Raw genomic sequence first — 22,621 nt, forward strand, 5'->3', positions numbered from 1 at the left:
GAGGAAACGACCCGCCAGCGGGAAGGCAAATCTTCGCTCGCGCCGTTAGGTGTCGCACTTGCCGACATCATGAGACGGACGCCAGTGCGTTTGCATTGCAGGAGAAACCAATGACAAAGAAACCAACCAATGGGCATGCCGCCGGCAGCAACGGTACTCGCCGCCACCTTCGCTCGCAGGAATGGTTCAACAACCCGCATAATCCGGGCATGACCGCGCTCTATATGGAGCGCTACCTGAACTACGGCCTCACCCGCGCCGAGCTTCAATCCGGCAAGCCGATCATCGGCATCGCCCAGACCGGCAACGACCTCTCTCCCTGCAACCGCCACCACATCGAGCTCGCGCACCGCGTCCGCGAAGGCATCCGCGAGGCCGGTGGCATCGCGATGGAGTTCCCCACCCACCCGATTCAGGAGACCGGCAAGCGCCCGACCGCGGCGCTCGACCGCAACCTCGCTTACCTCGGCCTGGTCGAGATCCTTTACGGCTATCCGCTCGACGGCGTGGTGCTCACCACCGGTTGCGACAAGACCACACCGGCCTGCATGATGGCGGCGGCCACCGTGAACCTGCCCGCGATCGTGCTGTCGGGCGGCCCGATGCTGAACGGCTGGCACAATGGCGAACGCACCGGCTCCGGCACCATCGTCTGGAAATCGCGCGAGCGACTCGCGGCCGGCGAGATCAATTATGAAGAGTTCATGGAGATCGTGGCCTCCTCGGCGCCCTCGGTCGGCCATTGCAACACCATGGGCACCGCCTCGACCATGAACGGGCTTGCCGAAGCGCTCGGCTTCTCGCTGCCGGGCTGCGCGGCGATCCCCGCCCCCTATCGCGAGCGTGGCCAGATCGCCTACGAGACCGGCAAGCGCATCGTCGAGATGGTCTGGGAGGATTTGAAACCCTCGGACATCCTGACCCGCAAGGCGTTCGAGAACTGCATCGTGATCAACTCGGCGATTGGCGGTTCGACCAACGCGCCGATCCACATCAACGCCCTCGCCCGCCACATCGGCGTCGAGCTGTCGATCGAGGACTGGCAGAAATTCGGACACGACGTGCCGCTCTTGGTCAACATGCAGCCGGCCGGGTTTTATCTCGGAGAGGAATTCCACCGCGCCGGCGGCGTGCCCGCCGTGGTGCGCGAGCTGATGAAGCATAAGCGCATCCATGAGGATGCGATCACGGTCAACGGCCGCGGCATCGGCGAGAACTGCAAGACTGCGCCGGAGCCCGATAATGACGTGATCTGGGCCTACGACAAGCCGCTGGTGAAGGATGCCGGCTTCCTGGTGCTGAAGGGCAACCTGTTCGATTCCGCGATCATGAAGACCAGCGTGATCTCCAAGGAATTCCGCAATCGCTATCTCAGCAACCCGAAGGACCCGAACGCCTTCGAGGGCCGCGCCATCGTGTTCGAGGGTCCGGAGGACTACCACGAGAGGATCGACGATCCCGCGCTCGACATCGACGAGCGCTGCGTGCTGTTCATCCGCGGCACCGGCCCGATCGGCTATCCCGGCGGCGCCGAGGTCGTGAACATGCAGCCGCCGGCAGCCTTGATCAAACGCGGCATCCTGTCCCTGCCCTGCATCGGCGACGGCCGTCAGTCCGGCACCTCGGGCTCGCCCTCGATCCTCAATGCTTCGCCGGAAGCCGCCGCCAATGGAGGCCTCGCGATCCTGAGGACCGGCGACAATGTGCGCATCGACCTCAACAAGGGCAGCGCCAACATCCTGATCTCGGACGAGGAGCTGAAGAAGCGCCACGCCGAGCTGAAGGCCAATGGCGGCTTCAAGCATCCGCCGAACCAGACGCCGTGGCAAGAGATCTACCGCAACACCGTCGGCCAGCAGTCGACCGGCGCCTGCATGGAACTCGCCACGCGATACCAGAACGTCGCCGGCACGTTTGGCGTAGCGCGCGATAATCACTGAACTAGGCACACGTAGCCCGGGTGAGCGAAGCGACACCCGGGACATTCCGTTCCCGGATGTCGCGCTTGCGCGCTCATCCGGGCTACGGCATTCAGATTTAAGGTGAGGAGAACAACAATATGGCAGACCGCCTCAAGGGAAAGCGCGCCGTCGTCACGGCAGCGGCAGCAGGCATCGGGCGCGCTTGCGCGATCGCATTCGCGCGTGAAGGCGCAACCGTCATCGCCACCGACATCAACGAAGCCGGCATCGCGAGCCTGACCAAGGACGGCATCACCGAAGTCGCCAAGCTCGACGTGCGCAACACCGCCGACGTCAACGCCTTCGCCAAGCGCGTCGGCAAGATCGACATCCTGCTCAATGCGGCGGGCTTCGTGCACCACGGCACCATCCTGGAATGCTCGGAAGAGGATTTCGACTTCTCCTTCGACCTCAACGTCAAGTCGATGCACCGGACCATCAAGGCCTTCCTGCCCGACATGATTGCGGGCGGCGGCGGCAGCATCGTCAACATCTCGTCCTGCGCGGCCTTGAGGCCGCCGGCGAACCGCTACGTTTACAGCTCGTCGAAGGCGGCAGTGTCGCTGCTGTCGCGCGCGGTCGCGCTCGACTTCATCACCAAGGGCATCCGCTGCAACTCGATCTGCCCCGGCACCGTCGAGACGCCTTCGATGCTCGACCGCGCCGCGGCGCAAGGACCCCAGGGCAAGGAGATGTTCATCTCCCGCCAGAAGATGGGCCGGCTCGGCACGGCCGAGGAGATCGCGGCGATGGCGGTCTATCTCGGCAGCGACGAGAGCGCCTTCACCACCGGCGTCGACCTCGTCGTCGACGGCGGCTACATGCTCTGACGCCAAGGGCCCCGGCATGAACAAGATCGATCTCAACGGCCGCGTCGCTGTCGTCACGGGCGGCGCGCAGGGCTTTGGCCGCGCCATCGCCGAGCGTTTTGTCGCCTCCGGCGCCAAGGTCGCGATCTGGGATTTCGATGCCACGCTGGCCGAGAAGACCGCAAAGGAAATCGGCGGCGAGAGCAAAGTCTTCAAGGTCGACGTCACCGACACGACCGCCGTGGAGACCGCGCGCGATGCGACGCTCGCCGCCTTCGGCAAGATCGACATCCTCGTCAACAATGCCGGCATCGCCGGCGTCAACAAGCCGGTCTGGGAGACCGATCTGGAGGAATGGCGGAAAGTTCTGCGCATCAACCTCGACGGCCCCTTCATCTGCTGCAAGGCGATTGTGCCCGAAATGCTCAAGCAGAAATACGGGCGCATCGTGAACATCGCCTCGATCGCCGGCAAGGAAGGCAACCCGAACGCTTCGCACTATTCGGCCTCCAAGGCCGGCCTGATCGCGCTGACGAAGTCGCTCGGCAAGGAGCTCGCCGCCCATGACATCCTCGTCAACGCTGTGACGCCGGCGGCAGCGAAGACGGCGATCTTCGATCAGATGACGCAGCAGCATATCGACTTCATGCTGTCGAAGATCCCGAAGGGGCGCTTCGTGCTGGTGGAAGAGCTCGCCGCGATGGTGAGCTGGCTTGCATCCGAGGATTGCACGTTCTCGACCGGCGCCGTCTTCGATATTTCCGGCGGGCGCGCAACCTATTGAGGACGTCATGATCCGGGAAGGCGGATGCCTGTGCGGCGCAGTGCGGTTCAAGGCGGAGGGCGAGCCGCTCAACGTCCGCATCTGCCATTGCCGCATCTGCCAGAAGGCGATGGGCTCGCCCTATTTTGCTCGCGCGCAATTCGACCAGCGCGCGCTGACCGTCGAGGGCGAGACCGCCCGCTACGCGTCGTCCGAGAACATCGACCGCGTGTTCTGCAAGCGTTGCGGCACGCGCCTGTTCGCCTGGCGGCGCAACGGCACGCTGGCGGGCGTCGCCCTCGCCACTTTCGACGATCGCAATGCCTTCGCGCCGACCGAGCACATCTGGGTGTCGGAAAAGCTCGCCTGGGTGAAGCTCGATGATGGCCTGACGCAGCATCAGATGACAATCCCGGCGTGACGTCAGGTCTGGTGTGACGCAGACGCGCTCGCCACCTGAGCGCGTCGTCCCGTTGTCGTCGCGATCCAGATTCCGGCAAACACCGCGACGATACCGACCGCCAAATTCCAGCGTAGTGGTTCGTTCAGCAGCCAGGCGCCGACCAGCGATGCCGTGATCGGATTGACCGTCACGGAGATCGCGACGCGTGTCGGCGTCGTCCGCTCCAGCGCGAAGGCCCAGAGATAGAAGGTCAGCGCCGCACCGAAGGCACCCAGATAGAGGGCGCCCAGCCACTGTGGCATGCCGAACCCAGCGACAGGCGCAAAACTACCGCGGATATACGAGAGCAGAATGAGGCAGGCCGCGCCCGCCGCCATGCTCATGGTCGTAAAGGCGATCGGACTGGAGCGCCGGATCAGCGGCTTCGACCAGATGCCGTACAGCGCCATGCACAGCGCAGCCGCCATCATCAGGAGATCGCCGCGCCAGGCGCCTGTTGGCGCCGAGGCGAGGTCAGAGAGCAGCGCGAGCGCAACGCCAAACGTCGCGATCACGACGCCGATGGACTTGCGCCAGGTCAGGGCTTCGGCGCCGAGAACGGCCCCGATCACGAGCGACAACAGCGGAAGCGTCGACAAAGCAAGCGCGCCGCGCGCGGCGGTCGTGAAGATCAGCGCTGCGTTGAACAGAATCGGGAACAGCGCGAAGAACAAAATGCCGAGTCCGACGGCGGCGGCCCAGTCCCCTCGCTTCGGCCAACGATCCCCGCGCAGCAGCGTCAGCGGCAGCAGCAGGAAAAAGCCGATGCCGAAGCGGAATGAGCCGATCGCGAGCGGATCGATGCTCCCCACAAGATAGCGCGTGGCACCGATGGAGGTCCCGCCCAGCGCGCTCGACAACACGGCGGCAAAGACGCCAAGGATCTCGCCCACGACTCCTCCCAACGGTTTTGCGAGCAGCATAGGAGGCGCGCCGAAACGGGGAATGGAATTTCCGTCATGCTAGGATAAGTTTTCGTCATGACCGCACCCGATCTCGACCCCGACCTGCTGAAGGCCTTCCTCGCTGTTGCCGAGCATCGGTCGTTCACGCGCGCGGCCGCGATACTCAATCGCACCCAATCGGCGATGAGCCTCCAGATCAGGCGCCTCGAAGAACGGCTGGATGTCAGGCTGTTTCACCGTACGCGATCGGGCGTGGCGCTGAGTGCGGCAGGTCAGGAACTGCTTGGCTATGCGAAGCGGCTTCTCGACCTCAATACAGAGGCGGTCGATGCGCTCCGCACGCGCAAGCGCGAAGCCGTGGTCCGCCTCGGGGTGATGGACGACTACGGCACGACCGTCATTCCGCCTTTGCTGGCGCACTTTGCCACAAGCCGTCCGGAGATCCGGGTCGAGATCTTGACCGGGCTAACCGCCACGATGCCAGCCCGGCTCGGCGACGCCTACGACCTTGTCATTGCCATGCATCCGGAAGGACATGGCGGCGGCGAACTGCTGCGGCGGGAGCAGGCGGTCTGGGCCGCAGCCGCGTCATATTCAGCCGCCGCGCCACAGGATACGCTGTCCGTCGCGCTCTACCCGCCGGGCTGTCTGTTCCGGCAATGGGCCACTGAGGCCCTCAATGCCGCCGGCCGCCCGTGGCGGCTCGCCTTCGTCAGCCGGAGCCTCGCCGCGGTGGAAGCGATCGCGGCACAGGGCCTCGCGATCACGGTCGTGAAGGCGGGCACCCTGCCCCCTCGCCTGCGCGTCCTATCGGCGCGCGACGGCCTGCCGCCGCTGCCGGCCGCGGACATCCGCCTCCACCGCGCGCGCAACCTGTCGCGTCCGGCGGCACTGCTGGCGGATCATTTGCAGCGGGCAATTTCGGAATTAAGCGCCATATAAGGTGGATCGTAAACAGTTGTGGCCCTATACGGCCTGCTTTGCAGAGCGCGGGCCGAACCGGAACGGATGAGCTGGTGAATATTTCCATTTATGATCTCTCCGTCTGGGTCCTTCCCCTCGTGCTCGCCATCACTTTTCACGAGGCAGCGCACGCCTTCGTCGCGGACCGGCTCGGGGACAACACGGCCTCGCAGCTCGGCCGCGTCAGCTTCAACCCTGTCAGGCATATCGACCCGTTCGGTACCTTGATCCTGCCCGCGATGCTGCTATTTGCGCATTCGCCATTCCTGTTCGGCTATGCCAAGCCGGTGCCGGTGAACTTCCGCAAGCTGAACAACCCCAGGCTCGACATGGTCTGGGTGGCGCTGGCCGGGCCCGTCACCAACATCCTGCTGGCGCTGGCCGCGGCCCTCGCCTTTCATGCGCTGCCCGTGGTGCCTGCGAGCTCGGCGAAATGGGTCGCGGACAATCTCAAGAATGCCCTCGTGATCAACGCGATCCTGGCCGTGTTCAACATGATGCCGATCCCGCCGCTCGATGGCGGGCGCGTTGCGGTCGGGCTGTTGCCCCGCCCCCTCGCCGCGCCGCTGGCCCGGCTCGAGCCATTCGGCATGCTGATCCTGATCGGCCTGTTGATCCTGCTGCCGCTTGCGGGTTCCCAGTTCGGTCTAAATCTTGATGTTATTTCAGCAATACTGCGGACGTTGACCGGTTATGTGATTCAGGCTGTTCTCCTCCTGACCGGCAATGCGTAGTTGAACGTAACATTCGAATCCACGCCGAAGGGCCAGAGGCCAACTTGGTCAAAGCTGCCGATATGCTGATCGCGCGACGCGCCGACACCCGCGCCCGCGCCGATTTTGCCACCTGGAAGATGATGGCCAAACTCAACGGCGCGTCCGCGCTGCCGGCGGAGGCCCAGGAGTTCCTGGCGAGCTACCAGAACCTGCTGGCGCAGATGAGCGAGGGCGAGGCAACCGAAGCCACCATCGGCGCGATCTACAAGGCCTATTATGCCGAGATGGGCGGTGCGGGTACGCCTCCCGACGTCCGCCCCCGCCAGGCGGAGCCGGCCGCGGACAATGTTACCGCCTTCCGCCGCCCGCCACCGAAGCCGAAGAAGGCCACCTCCTTCGGGGCGGCGGCATTCGCCGGCCCCCAGAAACGGCCGCTCCCGGTCGCGCTGATCTTCGCCTGCCTGGTCGTGGTCTATGTCGGGATCCGGCTCTACTGGCGCTGAGCCGTCTTCTTCTTTTTCTTGGCGTCAGGCGGCGTGAAGATGATGTCCACGGTCCGTTCGAACCGGTCGTCAGTCAATCCGGCTGGCGGCTGCGGGATGGGATCGGATTTGCGAACGATTGAGACCGCCGCCGCATCGTAGGCTGTATCCCCCGACGACTCCACGACATCAACCGACAGCACGTTGCCCTTCCGGTTGATCGCGAAGCTCACCTTGACCTTCTGGTTGTTGGGCTGCTTGCCCTCCGGATTGACCTTGTGAGCCGCGAGGTGCGCGCTGATCTTGCGGTTCCAGTCGGCCGTGATCTTCAGGATGTCCTTGCCGAGCCCCAGCACCGGTGCCAAGGCTTTCTCGGCTTCGCGCGCGTCTTCATCGAGCGTCTGCCGCGCCGTTGCAACCGACTTCGGCGATGCCTCGGCAGCGGGAGTCTCGACAGCTTGAATCTTCGGATCGTCTTCCGTTGGCTTCTTCGTGTTGTTCTCGGTCACGACGCGGTCAGGATCCTCGACCTCCTGCGACTGGTCCTTCGGAAGCTCCGTCTCCTTGGTCTCGGCCTTCTGCTCGGGAAGCGCCTGCTGCTCCTGCATCGCCTCGCTATCGGGCCCGGGCGGCAGATCGGTATCGGGCGCTTTGGGCGAGGCCATCTCCACGGCGAACTCGGCGCCGGCCGCACCAAGGCCGTCGCCGTCATCGTCGGTGCGCAAATGAGCCAGCGCGAGCGCTGCACCGCCCAGATGAAGCGCGAGCGCCGCTACTGCTGCCAAAATCCAGAGCTTCCGGGATGGTCTCGGTTCGTGCGACATCGTTGCGCCTTCTTAAGGCTGAGCGGCGCCGGCCGCAGGCGCCCCCGGCGCACCTTCCAGCGCGACCAGTTTCACCCGCGTATAGCCGCCTGAGCGCAAGAGCTCCATGACGCCCATCAACTCGCCATAAGGGACCGAACGATCGGCGCGCAGGAAGACATACTTGTCCTTGCTCATGTCGGACAGGCCGTCGAGGGTTCCGATCAACTCCGCCCGGTGAACCGGGTTCTCTCCGATCGCGAGCGTCAGATCGGGCTTGATGCTCAGATAAGTCGGCTTGTCCGGCTTCTTCTGCGGCGTGGCGCTCGACGTCGGCAGATCGATCGGCAGGTCGACCGTGGAGAGCGGCGCGGCGACCATGAAGATGATCAGCAGCACCAGGATGACATCGATGAACGGCGTGACGTTGATGTCATGCGTTTCCGAGAAGTCGTCGTCGTCATCATTGTCTGCGAGCGAAACGGCCATGGTCTACTCCGCCGCGCGCGAATGCACGCTGCCGTGGCTGCGGTCGAGATCGCGCGAGAGCAGCCGCGCCGCCGCGCCCGAGGCGCGGCTGACGAGCTCGAGATAGCCCTTCGTCACGCGCGAGAAGTGATTGTAGATGATGACCGCGGGAATCGCGGCGACGAGACCGATCGCGGTGGCGAGCAGCGCTTCGGCGATACCGGGCGCGACCACGGCGAGGTTCGTGGTCTGCGACTTCGAGATGCCGATGAAGCTGTTCATGATGCCCCAGACCGTGCCGAACAGGCCGACGAAGGGCGAGGTCGAGCCAATGGTCGCAAGCACGCCCATGCCGATGCGGATCCGCCGCTGTTCCGCGCGCACGATTTCAGAGAAGCTCGAGGCTGCGCGCTCCTTGATGCCGGCATCGCTGGACAAGCCGGCCGACATCCGCGCCTCACGCAGCGCAGCCACGAGAAAGGACGGCAGGATGCCCTCCTTGCTGCCGAGCGCCATCTGCGCTTCGGCGAGGGAGCGCGCCTCGGCAATCTTCTTCAGTGCCGAACGAAGCTTGCTGGAGGCGACCGAAAGTTCGATCGATTTGGCGATGAAGACGGTCCAGGTCATCAGCGATGCGAACGCGAGCCCGATCATCACAGCCTTCACGATGACGTCCGCCGACATGAACATCACCCAGGGCGACAATTCCTTCATGGCCGGCGCGACGCCCGCCCCGTCGGGCTTTGCGGTCGTGGAAACGGTGGCGGCGGGGGCCGCGGTCGGCGCACCCGGAACGGTTGCCGTCGACGCCGAAGGCGCTGGGGCAGCAGGCGCGGTAGCCGCCGGCGCGGCCGGAGCCGGGCTGGCCGCAGACGGCTGAGCCGCCGATTGGGCCGGTGCCGGCGAGGTCTGTGTCTGGGCAGAAACGGGCGATGCGAGCCAGGCGGCCGCCAAAAGGACGGCTGCGGCAAGACTGGTTTGGAAAGTTGTGGTCTTCATACTTCGGCCCAGTAGCGAATGAGGTTGTGATAGATACCCGTCAATTTGACCGTTTCGGGATCGTCACGCCCGAGCCGTTCCACCAGCGCCTGTATCGCGGTGTCGAGGTCAAAGATCATGCTCCGGGCTTGATCGTCCCGTATCATGCTCTGAAGCCAGAAGAAAGACGCAACCCGCGTCCCCCTGGTCACGGGGGTGACCAGATGGAGGCTGGTCGAGGGATAGAGCACGCAGTCCCCGGCTGGCAACTTGACTTCGTGCGAGCCGTAGGTGTCCTCGATCACAAGTTCGCCACCGTCGTACTCCTCCGGCTCGGCGAGGAACAGCGTGACCGACAGGTCCGTGCGGATGCGAAGGCCGGTCAGGCGGTCGCCGCGGATCGCATTGTCGACGTGCAGGCCGAAATGGTGGCCGCTATCGGCCGCATAGCGGTTGAACAGCGGCGGGAAGATCTGGAGCGGGATCGCCGCCGCGATGAAGCGCGGGTTCGACGTCAGCGCCGAGATGATGCGGTTGCCGAGCTTGCGCGCGACCTCGCTGTCCGGCGGCAATTGCTCGTTGCGCTTGACCATCGCCGACTGCGCGCCGGCGGTGGAGCGGCCGTCCTCCCATTCGCTGGCGTCCATGATGCGGCGGAAATCCGCCACATCATCCTTGCTGAGAACGCCAGGCAGACACGTCAGCATGATCAGAACTTCGCTGTCGTCACGACGTAGAAAGCCCGTCCCGGCGCAACCGCGACGAACGGCACGTTGCTGCGATAGAACGAGTCGTAATAGAGCTTGTTGGTCAGGTTCTGCGCATAGAACTTCATGGTCCAGTTCTGGTCGATCTTCTTCTCGACGAACGCATCGAAACGCCAATAGCTCGGCAGTTCGTTGGTGTTTGCCGCGAACGTGCCGCCATAGACCTTGGAGCGATACACCGCCTGGCCGCCAAGCTCCCAACCGTCATCGAACTTGTACTTGGTGAGCATGCTGAACGACTGGTGGGCAACATTGGCGAGTTGCAGTCCGAGATTCGAAGCAACGCCGCTCTGCGTGACCTTCGACTGCATCAGCACGAGTCCGCCGAAGATGCTCCAGCGATCGGTGATCTTACCCTCGGCTTCGATGTCGATGCCCTGGATCCTGTAGGCTGCACCCGATGTAAGCAGGCCGTTGACGGTCTCGCGCGCGTTGTCCTTGGTGGTTTGGAACAGCGCACCGGTCACCAGCAAGTGGCGATCCGCAAGCTCCCATTTGGTGCCGAGCTCGATAGCCTTGTTGCGCTCGGGCCCAAGCAAGAGGGTCGAGTTGGGGGGAACACCGCCGTAGTCGGTGGCGGTCGCGTCAAGCTCCGAGCCGAACGGATTGGCCGAGGTCGCATAGGCCGCATAGACGCTGCCGATCGACATCGGCTTGTAGACCACACCGACGTTGTAGTTCACCAGATCGGCATTCTGCTTCACATAGCTCGAGTTGTTCGACGCGCTCTGGCTATAGCCGTCGTAGCGGACGCCGCCGTTCACGATGATCGTGTCCTGCCAGTTCGCGGTATCCATGACATACACGCTGCTGGTGTTGACGCCGTAGCGCGTCGGATTTCCAAGCAACGACGGTATACCGAAAGGAATGTAGGTGTACTGAGGTGAGTAGAGATTGACCCCCGTCACGGCACCATTGCTGGTGAAGGCGGAGCCGGACAGTTCCGATGCGAGCCCGGCATAGCGGTCGATCGAGATGTTCTCGTTCGAATATTCGACGCCGAACACCGCAGTGTGCCTGACACCGCCCGTGTCGAGCTTGAACGTGGCCTCGTTCTGATTGGCCCACACGTCGACGTTCTGGTAGCGGCTCTGCGCGCTCGCCGTTGTGGTCCAGAGCAGTGGATTGGGGCTCGTCGTGATCGGGTTCTGCGGCAGCGTGCCGATATAGTTGAGCAGCGAGTGCTCGCCGCGCACCTTGCTGGTCAGCGTGATCGCCTCGTTGACCTTGTACTCGATCGTGCCGGTGCCGAAATCCTGCCGCGCAGTCTGGAAGTCGCGGTTGAGGAAGCCGTACCAGTTTCCACGCGGAATGCCCGCGGAGGTCACCGGCACGTTGCCCTGCTTGTAGTAGGGCACGCCGAAATCGGGATAGCCGCTGAGATCGGTATGGACGTAGTTCGTCGTGATCTTGATGTCGTTGGTCGGGGTGTACTTGGTCGAGATGAAGCTGCCCCAGCGATTGTCGGTGACGTAGTTGCGTCCGGCGACGTTGGCGTCCTGGAACAGGCCGCCGGTGCGCACCGAGAAGGTCGGATCGATGACCTGGTTGACGTCGAGCGTGACGCGCTTGGTCATGTCGGTACCAAACTCGCTGTCCATCCGCTTGAAGTTGACGTCGCCGGCCTGCTTGGTGACGATGTTGATGGCGCCGCCGGCGGTGCCGCGGCCGGCATAAGAGGATGCCGGTCCGCGCAGAATCTCGATCTGCTCGGTGAAGAAGTTCTCGCGGATGGAAACCGCGGGATCGCGGATTCCGTCGATGAAGACGTCGTTGCGCGCATCGAAGCCGCGGATGAAGAAGCGGTCGCCGAACGCGTTGCCGCCCTCGCCCGAGCCGAGCGTCACGCCCGCGGTCGAGCGCCCGATCTCCTTCAGCGTCGTGGCGTTCTTGTCCTCGAGCACTTCCTTGCTGAGCACCGTGATGGTCTTCGGCGTGTTCAGCATCTTCTCCGGAAATTTGCCGCCGGCCTGGACGTGATCGATCTTGTAGGGCGCTGCCGGATCGGCGTAGGGATTGCCGTCGGGAGCGCCGGACGGCGTGGTGGGGGCTGTCTGTGCCGCCTGCTGGCGCTGCGCGGCGCGGCGAAGCGCGTTGCGGGCACGGACCTGCTCAGGTGAAGGCTTCGAGGCCGCCGGACGCGGACGCTCGACCGGAGCATCGACCGTCACCGGCGGCAGGTTCGACTGCTGCGCCTGCGCGCCGCTCGACACCGATGCCACCGCGATCAAGCTCGCGACCGCTGAAACCTTTTTGCCGGAAACGCCCGCGGACCTCTCATCCATCGGATCGAACGCTGTCACCGAACGCAACGACTTCGGTGCGACCACCTGCCCCATTACAACACGCCCCATCTTCATGTTCGCTCACTCACTTCGACGAGCGAATTGGGCTGTTGGTATCGGCGGCAAAATAGTGGGTCAATGCGCGCAAGCCGCGAGAACGCTTGAATAAGTCCAGATCAAAACGATTCTAAACTGAAGTTTGAAACGGTTCTAAAGATAGATTGGACTCGTTCTAAAACGTACGCGAGAAATGCCGCGAAATCGGCGGTGATGCTAACGGCTTCAGTCGCTGCTCGGCGGCTTCATCAGCGAGAACAATTCGTCGACTGTCTTCTGCGCGACGGCGCGCACGCGATCGGTACTGTCCATGCCGGCGATGTTGATGCCGTTGACGACGGCTTTGATCTCGTCGCGAAAGTCGGTGAGGAAGCGCAAGGGATCGCGCTGCTCGTTGGCGACACGCGCGATCAATCCCGTGATCAGAATCTGACATGCGATCAGCTTGCCGTTCAGCTCGTCCATCCTGCGCTCCATTTATGGCGGCGCCGATATGGACGATGCCGAAATGCCTGACAACCGAAACGGTCTCCACCCGACTTAGAACAGTTCTTGCGACTGATCCGAACCACGGCTGGCGCGAGACCAATTCGGCATGAGCACACCCTCTTGGGTGCTGCACGAGACCGGCACGCCGATCGGTCGCGCCGGGAAAATGCAGCACTGCACACCGCCGCGCCAGACCGCTGCCCAGGGGGTGCAAAGCTTTCCAATTGTTTAGGATTCTGAACCGATAGTGCTGTTTACACTGGAACTTGGCGTGTATTATACATCGCGACGGAACTCTACGATTGCCCTATTATTCATAGCTGAGGGCACACGAGCCGACACGAGACGATATGAAAAAGTCCCGGCCGATCCTCTGGCTTCTGATCATCGCGGCCGTGGTCTCCGCGGGTTACTATAGTTGGCAGAAGTTCGGCTCGTCCCAGGCTGGAAATACCCAAACCGCACAAAAAGGCCCGCCTCGCCCCTCCGCCGTCCCCGTCAGCATTGCGCCGGTCCAGAAGACGGACTTTCCGGTGTACCTCACCGGTCTGGGCACGGTTCAGGGTTTCAATACGGTCCAGGTCCGAACCCGTGTGGATGGCCAGATCGATAGGCTCGAATTCAAAGAGGGCCAGATCGTCAAGCAGGGCGATCTCCTCGTCTCGATCGACCCCCGTCCCTATCAAGCCGCGCTTGACCAGGCGAAGGCCAAGAAGGCGCAGGACGAGGCTAGTCTGGCCAACGCCAATCTCGAACTTCAGCGCGCCATGAGGCTCGGCGAATTCGCGACCGCACAGCGGGTGGATACCCAGCGCTCCACCGTCGCCCAGCTCACCGCCCAGATCGCCGCCGACGAAGCCGCGATCGCCAACGCCCAGACCCAGCTCGATTACACCCAGATCAAGGCACCGATTACCGGTGTCGCCGGTCTGCGCCAGGTCGACATCGGTAATATCGTGAACGCCTCGACGCAGACGGGCATCGTCACGATCTCGCAGGTCGAGCCGATCTCGGTGATCTTCACGGCGCCGGAAGACCAGCTCCCCTATATCAGCGAGGGCCAGAAAGCCGGCGCGCTCAAGGTGATCGCCTTCACGACCGACGGCAAGAAGACGCTGGCCGAGGGCAAGCTCGCGGTCATCAACAACCAGGTCGACACGACCAGCGGGACGATCCGGCTCAAGGCGGTGTTCGACAACAAGGACCACACGCTGTGGCCGGGCCAATCGATCTCGACGCGGCTCCTGTTGCGAACGCTGAAGGATGCGACCGTGGTTCCGGATGACGCGGTCCAGCATTCCACCAACGGACTCTACGCCTATACGGTCAATCAGGACAACAAGGCCGAGGTGCACAAGATCAAGGTCAGCTATGGCATCGACGGGCGATCGGTCATCGAGGAAGGCTTGAGCCCGGGCCAGCAGGTGATCGTTGGCGGTCAGTTCAAGGTCCAGCCCGGAAGCCTTGTGTCGACGGCGGTGGCAAGCTCGGATCCCGCCCAGAACAAGGTGCGACAGGAATGATTGGGGGCGGGATTTCGGCACCTTTCATCCGATATCCCATCGGCACCTCGCTGCTGATGGCTGGCATTCTGTTCATCGGTCTCGTCGCCTATCCCCTGCTTCCGGTTGCGCCCCTGCCGCAGGTGGACTTTCCGACCATCCAGATCACCGCCAACCTGCCCGGCGGCAGCCCCGAAACGATGGCTTCGTCGGTGGCGCAGCCGCTCGAGCGGCAATTCGCCCAGATTCCGGGCATCGCGCAGATGACCTCGACGAGCTATCTGGGCACGGCGTCGATCACCATCCAGTTCGACCTCAACCGCAGCATCGACGGCGCCGCGAACGACGTGCAGGGCGCCATCAACGCCGCCAGCGGCCAGTTGCCGAAAAACCTGCCTTCGCCACCGACCTATCGCAAGGTCAACCCCGCCGACGCGCCCATCCTGCTGCTGTCGGCGACATCAGAGACGCTGCCGCTGACCAGCGTCAGCGACGCGGTCGACGCCCAGCTTGCTCAGCAGATCAGCCAGCTCTCGGGCGTCGCACAGGTCTTCATCGGCGGACAGCAGAAACCCGCCATCCGCGTCCAGGTCGACCCGGCGAAACTCGTCGCCAAGGGCCTGTCGCTGGAAGACGTGCGCAGCCAGATCGCGATCACCACGGTCGACAGCCCCAAGGGCAATATCGACGGCGAAAAACGCGCCTACACGATCTACGCCAACGACCAGCTCACCCACTCGAAGGACTGGAACGACGTCATTATCGCCTATCGCAATGGCGGTCCGTTGCGGATTCGCGACATCGGCCAAGCGGTCAGCGCCGCTGAAGACGCCAAGCAGGCGGCCTGGGCCAATGGCAAGCGCGGCGTGTTCCTGGTGATCTTCAAGCAGCCGGGCGCCAACGTCATCGAGACCGTGGACCGGATCAAGGCGACCCTGCCCCGCCTCGTTGCAGCGATCCCGCCCGCGATCAAGATCGAGCTGATCAGCGACCGAACCACGACCATCCGCGCCGCGGTCGAGGACGTCCAGTTCACGCTGCTGCTGACCATCGCGCTCGTGGTCATGGTCATCTTCATTTTCCTGCGCAGCTTCTGGGCGACGGTCATTCCCACGGTCACGGTGCCACTGGCGCTGCTGGGCGCGTGCGCCTTGATGTGGGTGGCCGGCTACTCGCTCGACAATCTGTCGCTGATGGCGCTCACCATCGCGGTCGGTTTCGTCGTCGACGACGCCATCGTGATGCTCGAGAACATCACTCGTTACATCGAGGAAGGCGAAACCCCGCTCGCGGCCGCCTTCAGGGGCTCCAAGGAAATCGGCTTCACCATCCTCTCGATCAGCATCTCGCTGGTCGCGGTGCTGATCCCCCTGCTGCTGATGGGCGGCATCATCGGGCGCCTGTTCCGCGAGTTCGCCGTCGTGCTGGCGATGACGATCTTCGTCTCGATGTTCGTGTCGCTGACGCTGACGCCGATGATGGCCTCGCGCTTCCTGCGCGCTCACGGCGAAGTCCGCCACGGCCGCTTCTACCAATGGAGCGAGCGCGCCTTTGACGGGATGCTGCGCGGCTACGAATATGTGCTCGATCACGCTCTGGCCTGGCGGCGCACCACGCTCGCAATCTTCTTCGCCACGCTCGGGCTGTCGATCTACCTGTTCGTGCTGATCCCGAAGGGCTTCTTCCCGCAGCAGGACGTCGGCCTGATCACGGCCACGTCCGAAGCCTCGCAGGACATTTCGTTCAAGGAGATGATGAGACGCCAGGAGCAGCTCGGCAAGATCATCATGGCCGATCCCGATGTTGCCAGCGTTGCCATGGCGATCGGCGGCAGCGGCCGCGCCGGCAACAATGGCGCCCTGTACATCACGCTAAAGCCTCGCGACCAGCGCGAGGCCTCGGCACAGCAGATCATCGCACGCCTGCGTCCGCAGTTCGACAAGGTCGAGGGCGCCCGCCTCTACATGCAGGCAGCCCAAGACGTCCGGCTCGGCGGCCGCCCGACGCGCACGCAGTTCGAATTCACCTTGCAGGATGCCGATCTCACCGAGCTCAACGAGTGGGCGCCGAAAATCCTGGCCAAGATGCAGACGCTGCCGGAGCTGCGCGACGTCGCCACCGACCAGCAGACCCAGGGCACCACGGTCCAACTCAAGATCAACCGCGACACCGCCTCGCGCTATGGCATCCAGCCGCAGCTGATCGACGACACCCTGTACGACGCCTTCGGACAGCGGCAGGTCACACAGTATTTCACCCAGCTCAACACCTACAAGGTGATCCTCGAGATCCTGCCGGAGATGCAAGGCAATCTCGACAGCCTGAACAAGCTCTATCTGAAATCGCCGCTGACCGGCGACCAGGTGCCGCTGTCGACCTTCGCGACCTGGACCACCGATCCGGTCCGCCCGCTCTCGATCAGCCACCAGGGCCAGTTCCCGGCGATCACGATCAGCTTCAACCTCGCGCAAGGTGTGGCGCTCGGCCAAGCCACGGAGGCCGTGCAGCGGGCAATGGCCGAGCTCGGTGCGCCACCGACACTGAATTCGAGCTTCCAGGGCACCGCGCAGGCGTTCCAGCAGTCGCTCGGCACCGTGCCGCTCTTGATCCTCGCCGCCCTCGTCGTGGTCTATCTGATCCTCGGCATTCTCTACGAGAGCTACATCCATCCGATCACGATTCTGTCGACGCTGCCGTCGGCCGGCGTCGGTGCGCTCGCGATCCTGATGGCCGCCGGCTTCGACTTCAGCCTGATCGCGCTGATCGGCATCATCCTGCTGATCGGCATCGTGAAGAAGAACGGCATCATGATGGTCGACTTCGCGATCGCCGCCGAGCGCGACGAGCACAAGACGCCGGAGGAATCGATCCGCCAGGCCGCCCTGCTGCGATTCCGCCCGATCATGATGACGACGATGGCGGCGCTGCTCGGCGGCGTACCATTGATGCTCGGCCACGGCACCGGCGCCGAAATCCGCCAGCCACTCGGCTATGCCATGGTCGGCGGCCTGATCGTCAGCCAGGCGCTGACGCTGTTCACCACGCCCGTCGTCTATCTCTATCTCGACAAGCTCAACAACTGGTTCTCCACTTGGGGCCGTTCGGGCGACGAAGGCGCCGAGGCGCCCGAGCACCGCAGAGTCAAGGAAGCCGCCGAGTAAGCTTGCGCCGAGGCATCCACAACGCTACAGCGAGGCCCCGGTTCACGCCAACGCGGTTTCGCTATGCCCATGCAATCCAGACTTGTCGCCCTCGCCGCCGCTGTCCTGTTGTCGGCCGGTGCTGCGTTTGCCCAGCAGGGCGCCAAGAGGAATACCGCTCCTCCTGCACCGGCCGCGCAGCCCGCGCCCGCCCCGACGCAAGCACAGGCCGACAGCGCTTCCGGACAGCCCGGCTGGATCGTCCGCTGCACCAGCGCGAGCCGCGATGCGCCGCTCGAATGCGCGATGGAGCAGAACGCGGTGCTGACCAAGACCGGCCAGACCGTCGTCCTGATCAACATCCGCATCGCGCCCGACACCCGCACGCCGATCGCGCTGCTGCAATTGCCGCTCGGCCTCAACCTACCGGTCGGCGTCAAGCTCCAGGTGGACGAAGGCAAGACGGTCGACCTCCAGATCCAGACTTGCGAGAACCGCGGCTGCTACGCCTCGACCCCGGTCGCAGCGGATCTGCTCGCCGCCTTGCGGTCGGGCAAGCAGCTGAAGGTCTCCTTCCAGAACATGGCCAAGGAGACGATCGCGATCCCGATGCCGCTCGGCGATTTCGCGGCAGCTTACGACAAGATCAAGTGACGGCTACCGTCAGGTCGCGATGTCGCCCGCCCGGAGCAGCGTCGTGAAGCCGCCATAGATCATGCGCTTGCCGTCGAACGGCATGCCCTCCATCTTCAGGCGCGGGTCCGCCATCACCTTCTTGTTGACGGCATCGCGGGTCTCTCGGTCGCGGTACACGATCCAGGAGAACACCACGACCTCATCCTCCTTCGCTATCACCGCGCGCGGAAACGAGGTGAGTTCTCCATAGGGAACGTCGTCACCGATGCATTCGACATAATCGAGCGCGCCGTGCTCCATCCAGATCGCGCAGGCGGTCGTCGCCAGCGTCTTGTACGCCTCGATCTTGTCCTTCGGTACGGCGAGAACGAAACCATCGACATAGGGCATTAGGGGATCTCCTGGGTTGTGCGGCCCAAGGACGATACACCGCGCTGCGATCCGACCCGAAAATGCGAATGTAAGGTGAGGCAAACCGTCGCGAGCAGCGAGGCGGCCGATGAGCCCGCCATCCTGCTCAGGGACTTGGAACCGCATCTTGGAGAAGTGCCGTTTCTGGCTGGGGAACCTGGATTCGAACCAAGACAAACAGAGTCAGAGTCTGTTGTGCTACCGTTACACCATTCCCCACCGAAGTGCTTGAAATCGCTAAGCTTTCTTCGGAGCTTTGCAAGGCTGGCTGAAAATTTTGCAAATCAGCGGCTCGCAGGCCGCTCATATAGCCGCGCTGATCTTCGCGGTCCAGCCCTTCTGTGAACATCGTTGCTTGTTCTCGCTGCGTTCACGCCCGAGCGAAACGTCTTGCTGCTCCTTTTCGGGAATACGCGCGGAGCGCGTGTGGCGGCACCGCGCCTGGAAGCTCACCTCGGTGATCTCAGCGGTGCACGGGATTGGATATGACCATTCCCGGCCCGAGCACACCATCAATGCGTGCGGCCGATATGGACGACGATCTCGCCTTTGCCGTTCGCAATCATCACCTGGCCGTATTCGTCCTGCGGCGGACTTTCCTCGTAGCGAAGCGGGATCGTCGTGATCTCCTGCTGGGGCTCGCCGCTCGGCTCCTGTGCATTCACGTCGAGGATCAGGATCCTTCGGATTGATCCCCTGCGGCGAACGCTTTGTCAGCCGGGCTTGCCAGCCGTTGGTCGGCACCCGCACGTCCCCCGTCATGATCAGCTTGGGCGGCGCGCCGGGCGCGCGATCGATCCAGGCTTTGAAGGTGTTTCTCAGCAGGACAGTCATGATACGCCTCTCCCTTGCCAAGTTACGCGACCCTTCGGTCACGAACGAAACATGGGCGGGCGAAGCGAAGCGAAACGTGAACAGTGCGTGAATCCGAAAGGATCTGACGCCACGGGGGCCGGCGGCCCTGCCCTCATGCTTGCGCCATTCACCACCGGCCGATCCGGCGACGGATCGGAGCTCGTCGTTCGTGCTGGAACCGATTCACGTTCAAATCACGTTGCCGCAAATGGGATCGCTCGTGACTTTGGAGGTCAACGAGGGGCAGACATGGTAGCGGCTTCTCCATTGCGCGAGAGCAACTCGGCGACACGATCCGAGACGCGGGATCGACGGCGTCCGACGCCCCCGAACCACTCTGCCAAGGCATTTCGGGCTTCCGGCATTTCCTGTCCGACCTGGATACACCGCCGCTAAAGCAGCGGTTCAAGGTCGACGGCGGCGATCCGCTCAAATCGGACGAGAGCAGGACGCTGCTGATTCCGCTCGATGTCGCCCACCATTCCGGAATGATCTCGCCCACCGTTCCGATTTGATCTCGCCCGCCATTCCGAGATGATCTCGCCCACCATTCCGGGATGATGTCGCCCGGGGTGACGAGGCCTCTTCTGGCTCCGATACGGTCCGCCTTTCGGCTTTGCGAAGGGGGACCTGGATGCCGACGGAGAGGTTTGCGATGCGCCATGTGCGCGATGTGATCAGATTGAAGTCGGCCGGGATGCCGACCCGCGAGATTGCGCGGCGGGTGGGGACAGCCCCTTCGACGGTGCGGTTGACGATCCACCGGTTCGAGGCGGCGGGGCTGACCTGGCCATTGCCCGACGCCATCACCGACGCTGTGCTGGAAGCCCGGCTGTTCGCCAGCGCGGGAGCCGGTCCCGGCACCCGGCGGGGCCATCGCCGGCAGGCCGAGCCGGACTGGGCGGCGGTGCACCGCGAGCTCCGGCGCAAGCACGTGACGCTGTCGATCCTGTGGGAGGAGTACATCGCGGGCGAGCCCGGCGGGTATCGCTATTCGCGTTTCTGCGAGCTCTACCGCGCCTGGGAAGGCCGGCTGTCGGTGACGATGCGCCAGTCGCATGCGGCCGGCGACAAGCTGTTCGTTGACTATGCCGGCGACGGCGTCCCGGTGGTGATCGACCGGCGCACCGGCGAGCGGCGCAGTGCGCAGATTTTCGTCGCGGTGCTCGGCGCATCGAGCTTCACCTACGCGCAGGCGACCTGGACGCAGGGGCTCGCCGATTGGATCAGCGGCCACGTCGGCGCCTTCGAGGCGATCGGCGGCGTACCGGCGCTGCTGGTGCCGGACAACACCAAAGTCGCTGTGATCAAAGCCTGTCTCTACGATCCCAGGATCAATCGCAGCTATGCCGACATGGCGGCGCATTACGGCACCGCCATTCTGCCGGCCAGGCCGCGACGGCCGCGGGACAAGGCCAAGGTCGAGCAGGCGGTCCTGATGGTCGAACGCTGGCTGCTCGGGCGGCTGCGCCACCGCACCTTCCACAGCCTCGCCGACGTCAACGCGGCGATCGCCGAGTTGATGATCCGGCTCAACGAGGAGCGACCGATTAGGCGGCTCGGTGTCACCCGCCGCAAGCTGCTGGAGGAGATCGACCGGCCAGCGCTGAAGGCCCTGCCGGAGAACCCTTACGAGTTCGCCGAGTGGCGGATCTGCCGGGTCAGCATCGATTATCACGTCGAGGTCGAGGCGCATTATTACAGCGTTCCGCATCGCTTCGTCCGCGCCGAGGTGGAGGTGCGCTTCACGGCTCGCACCGTCGAGATCTTCCACAAGGGTGAGCGGATCGCCGCGCATCAGCGCATGAGCGGCAACCACAAGCACACGACCGTGCCGGAGCATATGGCCTCCAGTCATCGGCGCTACGCTGGCTGGACCATCGAGCGCATCCGTAAGGACGCCGCCTCGATCGGGCCGGCCACCGCGGCGCTGTGCGACCTGATCCTCGACGAGCGGGCGCATCCGGAACAGGGCTTCCGCGCCTGTCTCGGCATCATCCGGCTCGCCCGATCCTACGGGCACGAGCGGCTCGATGCCGCCGCCATGCGGGCGATCGATATTGGCGCGCGCACGTACGGCTCGGTCAAATCGATCCTTGCCAACAATCTCGATCGGCGTCCTTCACCCAAGCGCTCCGCGGACGACGCGCCGATCCTTCATCCCAACATCCGCGGGCCGCGCTACTACAATTAGGAGATCACATCTTGCTCACGCATCCGACCCTCGATCAACTCTACGCGCTCGGCCTGCATGGCATGGCCAAGGCCTTCGCCGACATCGAAGCCGGCGGCGAGGCCGCAAGCCTCGGCCACGCCGAATGGCTTGCGCTGCTGCTCGAACGCGAAGCGTCATTACGACGCGACAAGCGGCTGTCGAAGCGGCTGCAATACGCCAAGCTGCGCCAGGAGGCCTGCGTCGAAGACATCGACTACCGCACTCCACGCGGCCTCGACCGCAGCCTGCTGACGAAGCTGGTCGAAGGCCGCTGGATCGATGACCACGCTAACCTGCTGATCTGCGGGCCCTCCGGCGTCGGTAAGAGCTGGCTCGCCTCAGCGCTCGGCAACAAGGCCTGCCGTGACAATCGCTCCGTGCTCTACCAGCGCGTCCCGCGGCTGTTCACCGATCTCGCTTTGGCGCGCGGCGACGGCCGCCACTCCCGCCTGCTGCGCGCGCTTGGCCGCGTCGATCTCCTCATCTTCGACGACTGGGGCCTCGAGCCGCTCGACGCCGCCGCCCGCCACGACCTCCTGGAGATCCTCGAGGACCGCTACGGCCGCCGCTCCACCATCGTCACCAGCCAGCTCCCGGTCGATCAATGGCACGCGCTGATCGGCGATCCCACCTACGCCGACGCCGTCCTCGACCGCCTGGTCCATAACGCCCACCGGATCGATCTCAACGGCGAAAGCATGCGGCGAACCCGCAAACCCGACCGAAAGGCTTGAGCCTGTGGCGCTGTGGACATGCCGCTACGCTTGGACAACGCAAGAGCGTCGCCCACATGCCCACAGCAGGAGCAACAGAAAAACCAACCCGTCGAGCCGCGATTCAAGATTGACCACGCGGCTTCGCCGATGCCAGAAACCAGACAGCCAGAACGCCTCGCGCCCCGGGCGACATCAAATCGGAATGGTGGGCGAGATCATCTCGGAATCCTGGGCGAGATCAAATCGGTACACCCGGGC

General features: G+C 64.0%; 21 protein-coding genes and 1 tRNA gene. 12 read left to right on the forward strand and 10 right to left on the reverse strand.

From position 1 onward, the window contains the following. Positions 1–110 precede the first annotated feature (110 nt). The 4 genes from P6U29_RS24855 (at position 111) to P6U29_RS24870 (ending at position 3,954) form a co-directional block, all read left to right on the forward strand. Positions 111–1,940: an IlvD/Edd family dehydratase gene (locus P6U29_RS24855; RefSeq protein ID WP_407112740.1), complete on the forward strand. Its 1,830-nt coding sequence runs from the start codon at positions 111–113 to the stop codon at positions 1,938–1,940. Positions 1,941–2,059: 119 nt separating this feature from the next. Further along, complete coding sequence (locus P6U29_RS24860; protein ID WP_407112741.1) at positions 2,060–2,791, forward strand: SDR family oxidoreductase; 732 nt, start codon at positions 2,060–2,062, stop codon at positions 2,789–2,791. A gap of 16 nt (positions 2,792–2,807) precedes the next feature. Next, positions 2,808–3,554, forward strand: coding sequence for an SDR family NAD(P)-dependent oxidoreductase (locus P6U29_RS24865; RefSeq protein WP_407112742.1), 747 nt, complete (start codon positions 2,808–2,810; stop codon positions 3,552–3,554). A 7-nt stretch (positions 3,555–3,561) separates the two neighbouring features. Continuing rightward, positions 3,562–3,954 (forward strand): GFA family protein, encoded by a 393-nt coding sequence (locus P6U29_RS24870; protein WP_407112743.1) that lies wholly within the window; start codon positions 3,562–3,564, stop codon positions 3,952–3,954. A 2-nt stretch (positions 3,955–3,956) separates the two neighbouring features. Here P6U29_RS24870 and P6U29_RS24875 read toward each other — a convergent pair whose 3' ends face one another. Then, the gene (locus tag P6U29_RS24875) at positions 3,957–4,868 is read right to left on the reverse strand and encodes a DMT family transporter (protein WP_407112744.1); all 912 of its coding nucleotides are present in this window, start codon (positions 4,866–4,868) and stop codon (positions 3,957–3,959) included. Between the two features lie 87 nt (positions 4,869–4,955). Here P6U29_RS24875 and P6U29_RS24880 point away from each other — a divergent pair, with 87 nt between their 5' ends. The 3 genes from P6U29_RS24880 to P6U29_RS24890 all read left to right on the forward strand — a co-directional run bounded on the left by P6U29_RS24880 (position 4,956) and on the right by P6U29_RS24890 (position 7,062). Continuing rightward, positions 4,956–5,822, forward strand: a complete 867-nt coding sequence (locus P6U29_RS24880) for a LysR family transcriptional regulator (protein WP_407112745.1) — start codon at positions 4,956–4,958, stop codon at positions 5,820–5,822. Between the two features lie 74 nt (positions 5,823–5,896). Beyond that, the gene (locus P6U29_RS24885) at positions 5,897–6,577 is read left to right on the forward strand and encodes a site-2 protease family protein (RefSeq protein WP_407112746.1); all 681 of its coding nucleotides are present in this window, start codon (positions 5,897–5,899) and stop codon (positions 6,575–6,577) included. 62 nt (positions 6,578–6,639) lie between these two features. Beyond that, positions 6,640–7,062 (forward strand): hypothetical protein, encoded by a 423-nt coding sequence (locus tag P6U29_RS24890; RefSeq protein ID WP_407119420.1) that lies wholly within the window; start codon positions 6,640–6,642, stop codon positions 7,060–7,062. Here the strand turns inward: P6U29_RS24890 and P6U29_RS24895 are convergent. The 6 genes from P6U29_RS24895 to P6U29_RS24920 all read right to left on the reverse strand — a co-directional run bounded on the left by P6U29_RS24895 (position 7,050) and on the right by P6U29_RS24920 (position 12,864). After that, positions 7,050–7,865: an energy transducer TonB gene (locus P6U29_RS24895; RefSeq protein WP_407112747.1), complete on the reverse strand. Its 816-nt coding sequence runs from the start codon at positions 7,863–7,865 to the stop codon at positions 7,050–7,052. The two genes, P6U29_RS24890 and P6U29_RS24895, sit on opposite strands and share 13 nt — an antisense overlap. A 12-nt stretch (positions 7,866–7,877) precedes the next feature. Beyond that, entirely contained in the window at positions 7,878–8,333 is a 456-nt protein-coding gene (gene exbD / locus P6U29_RS24900; protein ID WP_025035680.1) for a TonB system transport protein ExbD, read from the reverse strand. A 3-nt stretch (positions 8,334–8,336) separates the two neighbouring features. Next, on the reverse strand, positions 8,337–9,311 hold the full coding sequence (exbB, locus tag P6U29_RS24905) for a tonB-system energizer ExbB (RefSeq protein ID WP_407112748.1): 975 nt from the start codon (positions 9,309–9,311) through the stop codon (positions 8,337–8,339). Continuing rightward, entirely contained in the window at positions 9,308–9,997 is a 690-nt protein-coding gene (locus tag P6U29_RS24910; protein WP_407112749.1) for a Fe2+-dependent dioxygenase, read from the reverse strand. The genes exbB and P6U29_RS24910 overlap by 4 nt, the downstream gene beginning before the upstream one ends. A gap of 2 nt (positions 9,998–9,999) precedes the next feature. After that, positions 10,000–12,396, reverse strand: a complete 2,397-nt coding sequence (locus P6U29_RS24915; RefSeq protein WP_407119421.1) for a TonB-dependent receptor — start codon at positions 12,394–12,396, stop codon at positions 10,000–10,002. 228 nt (positions 12,397–12,624) lie between these two features. Beyond that, on the reverse strand, positions 12,625–12,864 hold the full coding sequence (locus tag P6U29_RS24920; protein ID WP_028135749.1) for a hypothetical protein: 240 nt from the start codon (positions 12,862–12,864) through the stop codon (positions 12,625–12,627). Between the two features lie 374 nt (positions 12,865–13,238). Between P6U29_RS24920 and P6U29_RS24925 the strand changes: the two genes are divergently transcribed. From P6U29_RS24925 to P6U29_RS24935, 3 genes are all read left to right on the forward strand, one after another. After that, complete coding sequence (locus P6U29_RS24925; RefSeq protein WP_407112750.1) at positions 13,239–14,411, forward strand: efflux RND transporter periplasmic adaptor subunit; 1,173 nt, start codon at positions 13,239–13,241, stop codon at positions 14,409–14,411. Continuing rightward, on the forward strand, positions 14,408–17,551 hold the full coding sequence (locus tag P6U29_RS24930; RefSeq protein ID WP_407112751.1) for a multidrug efflux RND transporter permease subunit: 3,144 nt from the start codon (positions 14,408–14,410) through the stop codon (positions 17,549–17,551). The genes P6U29_RS24925 and P6U29_RS24930 overlap by 4 nt, the downstream gene beginning before the upstream one ends. Before the next feature lie 63 nt (positions 17,552–17,614). Continuing rightward, on the forward strand, positions 17,615–18,184 hold the full coding sequence (locus tag P6U29_RS24935; protein WP_407112752.1) for an invasion associated locus B family protein: 570 nt from the start codon (positions 17,615–17,617) through the stop codon (positions 18,182–18,184). Positions 18,185–18,193: 9 nt separating this feature from the next. On the opposite strand, the gene P6U29_RS24940 is transcribed toward P6U29_RS24935, so the two are convergent. The 3 genes from P6U29_RS24940 to P6U29_RS24950 form a co-directional block, all read right to left on the reverse strand. Beyond that, on the reverse strand, positions 18,194–18,556 hold the full coding sequence (locus tag P6U29_RS24940; protein ID WP_407112753.1) for a DUF1428 domain-containing protein: 363 nt from the start codon (positions 18,554–18,556) through the stop codon (positions 18,194–18,196). Between the two features lie 166 nt (positions 18,557–18,722). Then, a tRNA-Gln gene (locus P6U29_RS24945) sits at positions 18,723–18,796 on the reverse strand. A gap of 293 nt (positions 18,797–19,089) precedes the next feature. Continuing rightward, positions 19,090–19,242 carry a hypothetical protein gene (locus P6U29_RS24950; RefSeq protein WP_407112754.1) on the reverse strand — a complete coding sequence of 51 codons (153 nt, stop codon included), beginning with the start codon at positions 19,240–19,242 and terminating at the stop codon, positions 19,090–19,092. Positions 19,243–20,087: 845 nt separating this feature from the next. Between P6U29_RS24950 and istA the strand changes: the two genes are divergently transcribed. Then, positions 20,088–21,626 carry an IS21 family transposase gene (gene istA / locus P6U29_RS24955; RefSeq protein ID WP_407119246.1) on the forward strand — a complete coding sequence of 513 codons (1,539 nt, stop codon included), beginning with the start codon at positions 20,088–20,090 and terminating at the stop codon, positions 21,624–21,626. An 11-nt stretch (positions 21,627–21,637) separates the two neighbouring features. Further along, positions 21,638–22,381 carry an IS21-like element helper ATPase IstB gene (gene istB / locus P6U29_RS24960; RefSeq protein ID WP_407112755.1) on the forward strand — a complete coding sequence of 248 codons (744 nt, stop codon included), beginning with the start codon at positions 21,638–21,640 and terminating at the stop codon, positions 22,379–22,381. The last annotated feature ends 240 nt before the right edge of the window (positions 22,382–22,621 follow it).

This window comes from Bradyrhizobium sp. LMG 9283 (assembly GCF_045571415.1).
In the GTDB taxonomy this organism is placed as follows: Bacteria; Pseudomonadota; Alphaproteobacteria; order Rhizobiales; family Xanthobacteraceae; genus Bradyrhizobium.

Bases quoted from the DNA above. Each gene is read 5' to 3' on its own strand.
- P6U29_RS24915 (WP_407119421.1), bottom strand. From the start codon at position 12,396: ATGGGGCAGGTGGTCGCACCGAAGTCGTTGCGTTCGGTGACAGCGTTC.
- exbB (WP_407112748.1), bottom strand. From the start codon at position 9,311: ATGAAGACCACAACTTTCCAAACCAGTCTTGCCGCAGCCGTCCTTTTG.
- istA (WP_407119246.1), top strand. From the start codon at position 20,088: ATGCGCCATGTGCGCGATGTGATCAGATTGAAGTCGGCCGGGATGCCG.
- P6U29_RS24870 (WP_407112743.1), top strand. From the start codon at position 3,562: ATGATCCGGGAAGGCGGATGCCTGTGCGGCGCAGTGCGGTTCAAGGCG.
- P6U29_RS24895 (WP_407112747.1), bottom strand. From the start codon at position 7,865: ATGTCGCACGAACCGAGACCATCCCGGAAGCTCTGGATTTTGGCAGCA.
- P6U29_RS24920 (WP_028135749.1), bottom strand. From the start codon at position 12,864: ATGGACGAGCTGAACGGCAAGCTGATCGCATGTCAGATTCTGATCACG.
- P6U29_RS24940 (WP_407112753.1), bottom strand. From the start codon at position 18,556: ATGCCCTATGTCGATGGTTTCGTTCTCGCCGTACCGAAGGACAAGATC.
- P6U29_RS24910 (WP_407112749.1), bottom strand. From the start codon at position 9,997: ATGCTGACGTGTCTGCCTGGCGTTCTCAGCAAGGATGATGTGGCGGAT.
- P6U29_RS24865 (WP_407112742.1), top strand. From the start codon at position 2,808: ATGAACAAGATCGATCTCAACGGCCGCGTCGCTGTCGTCACGGGCGGC.
- P6U29_RS24930 (WP_407112751.1), top strand. From the start codon at position 14,408: ATGATTGGGGGCGGGATTTCGGCACCTTTCATCCGATATCCCATCGGC.
- P6U29_RS24880 (WP_407112745.1), top strand. From the start codon at position 4,956: ATGACCGCACCCGATCTCGACCCCGACCTGCTGAAGGCCTTCCTCGCT.
- exbD (WP_025035680.1), bottom strand. From the start codon at position 8,333: ATGGCCGTTTCGCTCGCAGACAATGATGACGACGACGACTTCTCGGAA.
- P6U29_RS24890 (WP_407119420.1), top strand. From the start codon at position 6,640: ATGCTGATCGCGCGACGCGCCGACACCCGCGCCCGCGCCGATTTTGCC.
- P6U29_RS24935 (WP_407112752.1), top strand. From the start codon at position 17,615: ATGCCCATGCAATCCAGACTTGTCGCCCTCGCCGCCGCTGTCCTGTTG.
- P6U29_RS24925 (WP_407112750.1), top strand. From the start codon at position 13,239: ATGAAAAAGTCCCGGCCGATCCTCTGGCTTCTGATCATCGCGGCCGTG.
- P6U29_RS24855 (WP_407112740.1), top strand. From the start codon at position 111: ATGACAAAGAAACCAACCAATGGGCATGCCGCCGGCAGCAACGGTACT.
- P6U29_RS24860 (WP_407112741.1), top strand. From the start codon at position 2,060: ATGGCAGACCGCCTCAAGGGAAAGCGCGCCGTCGTCACGGCAGCGGCA.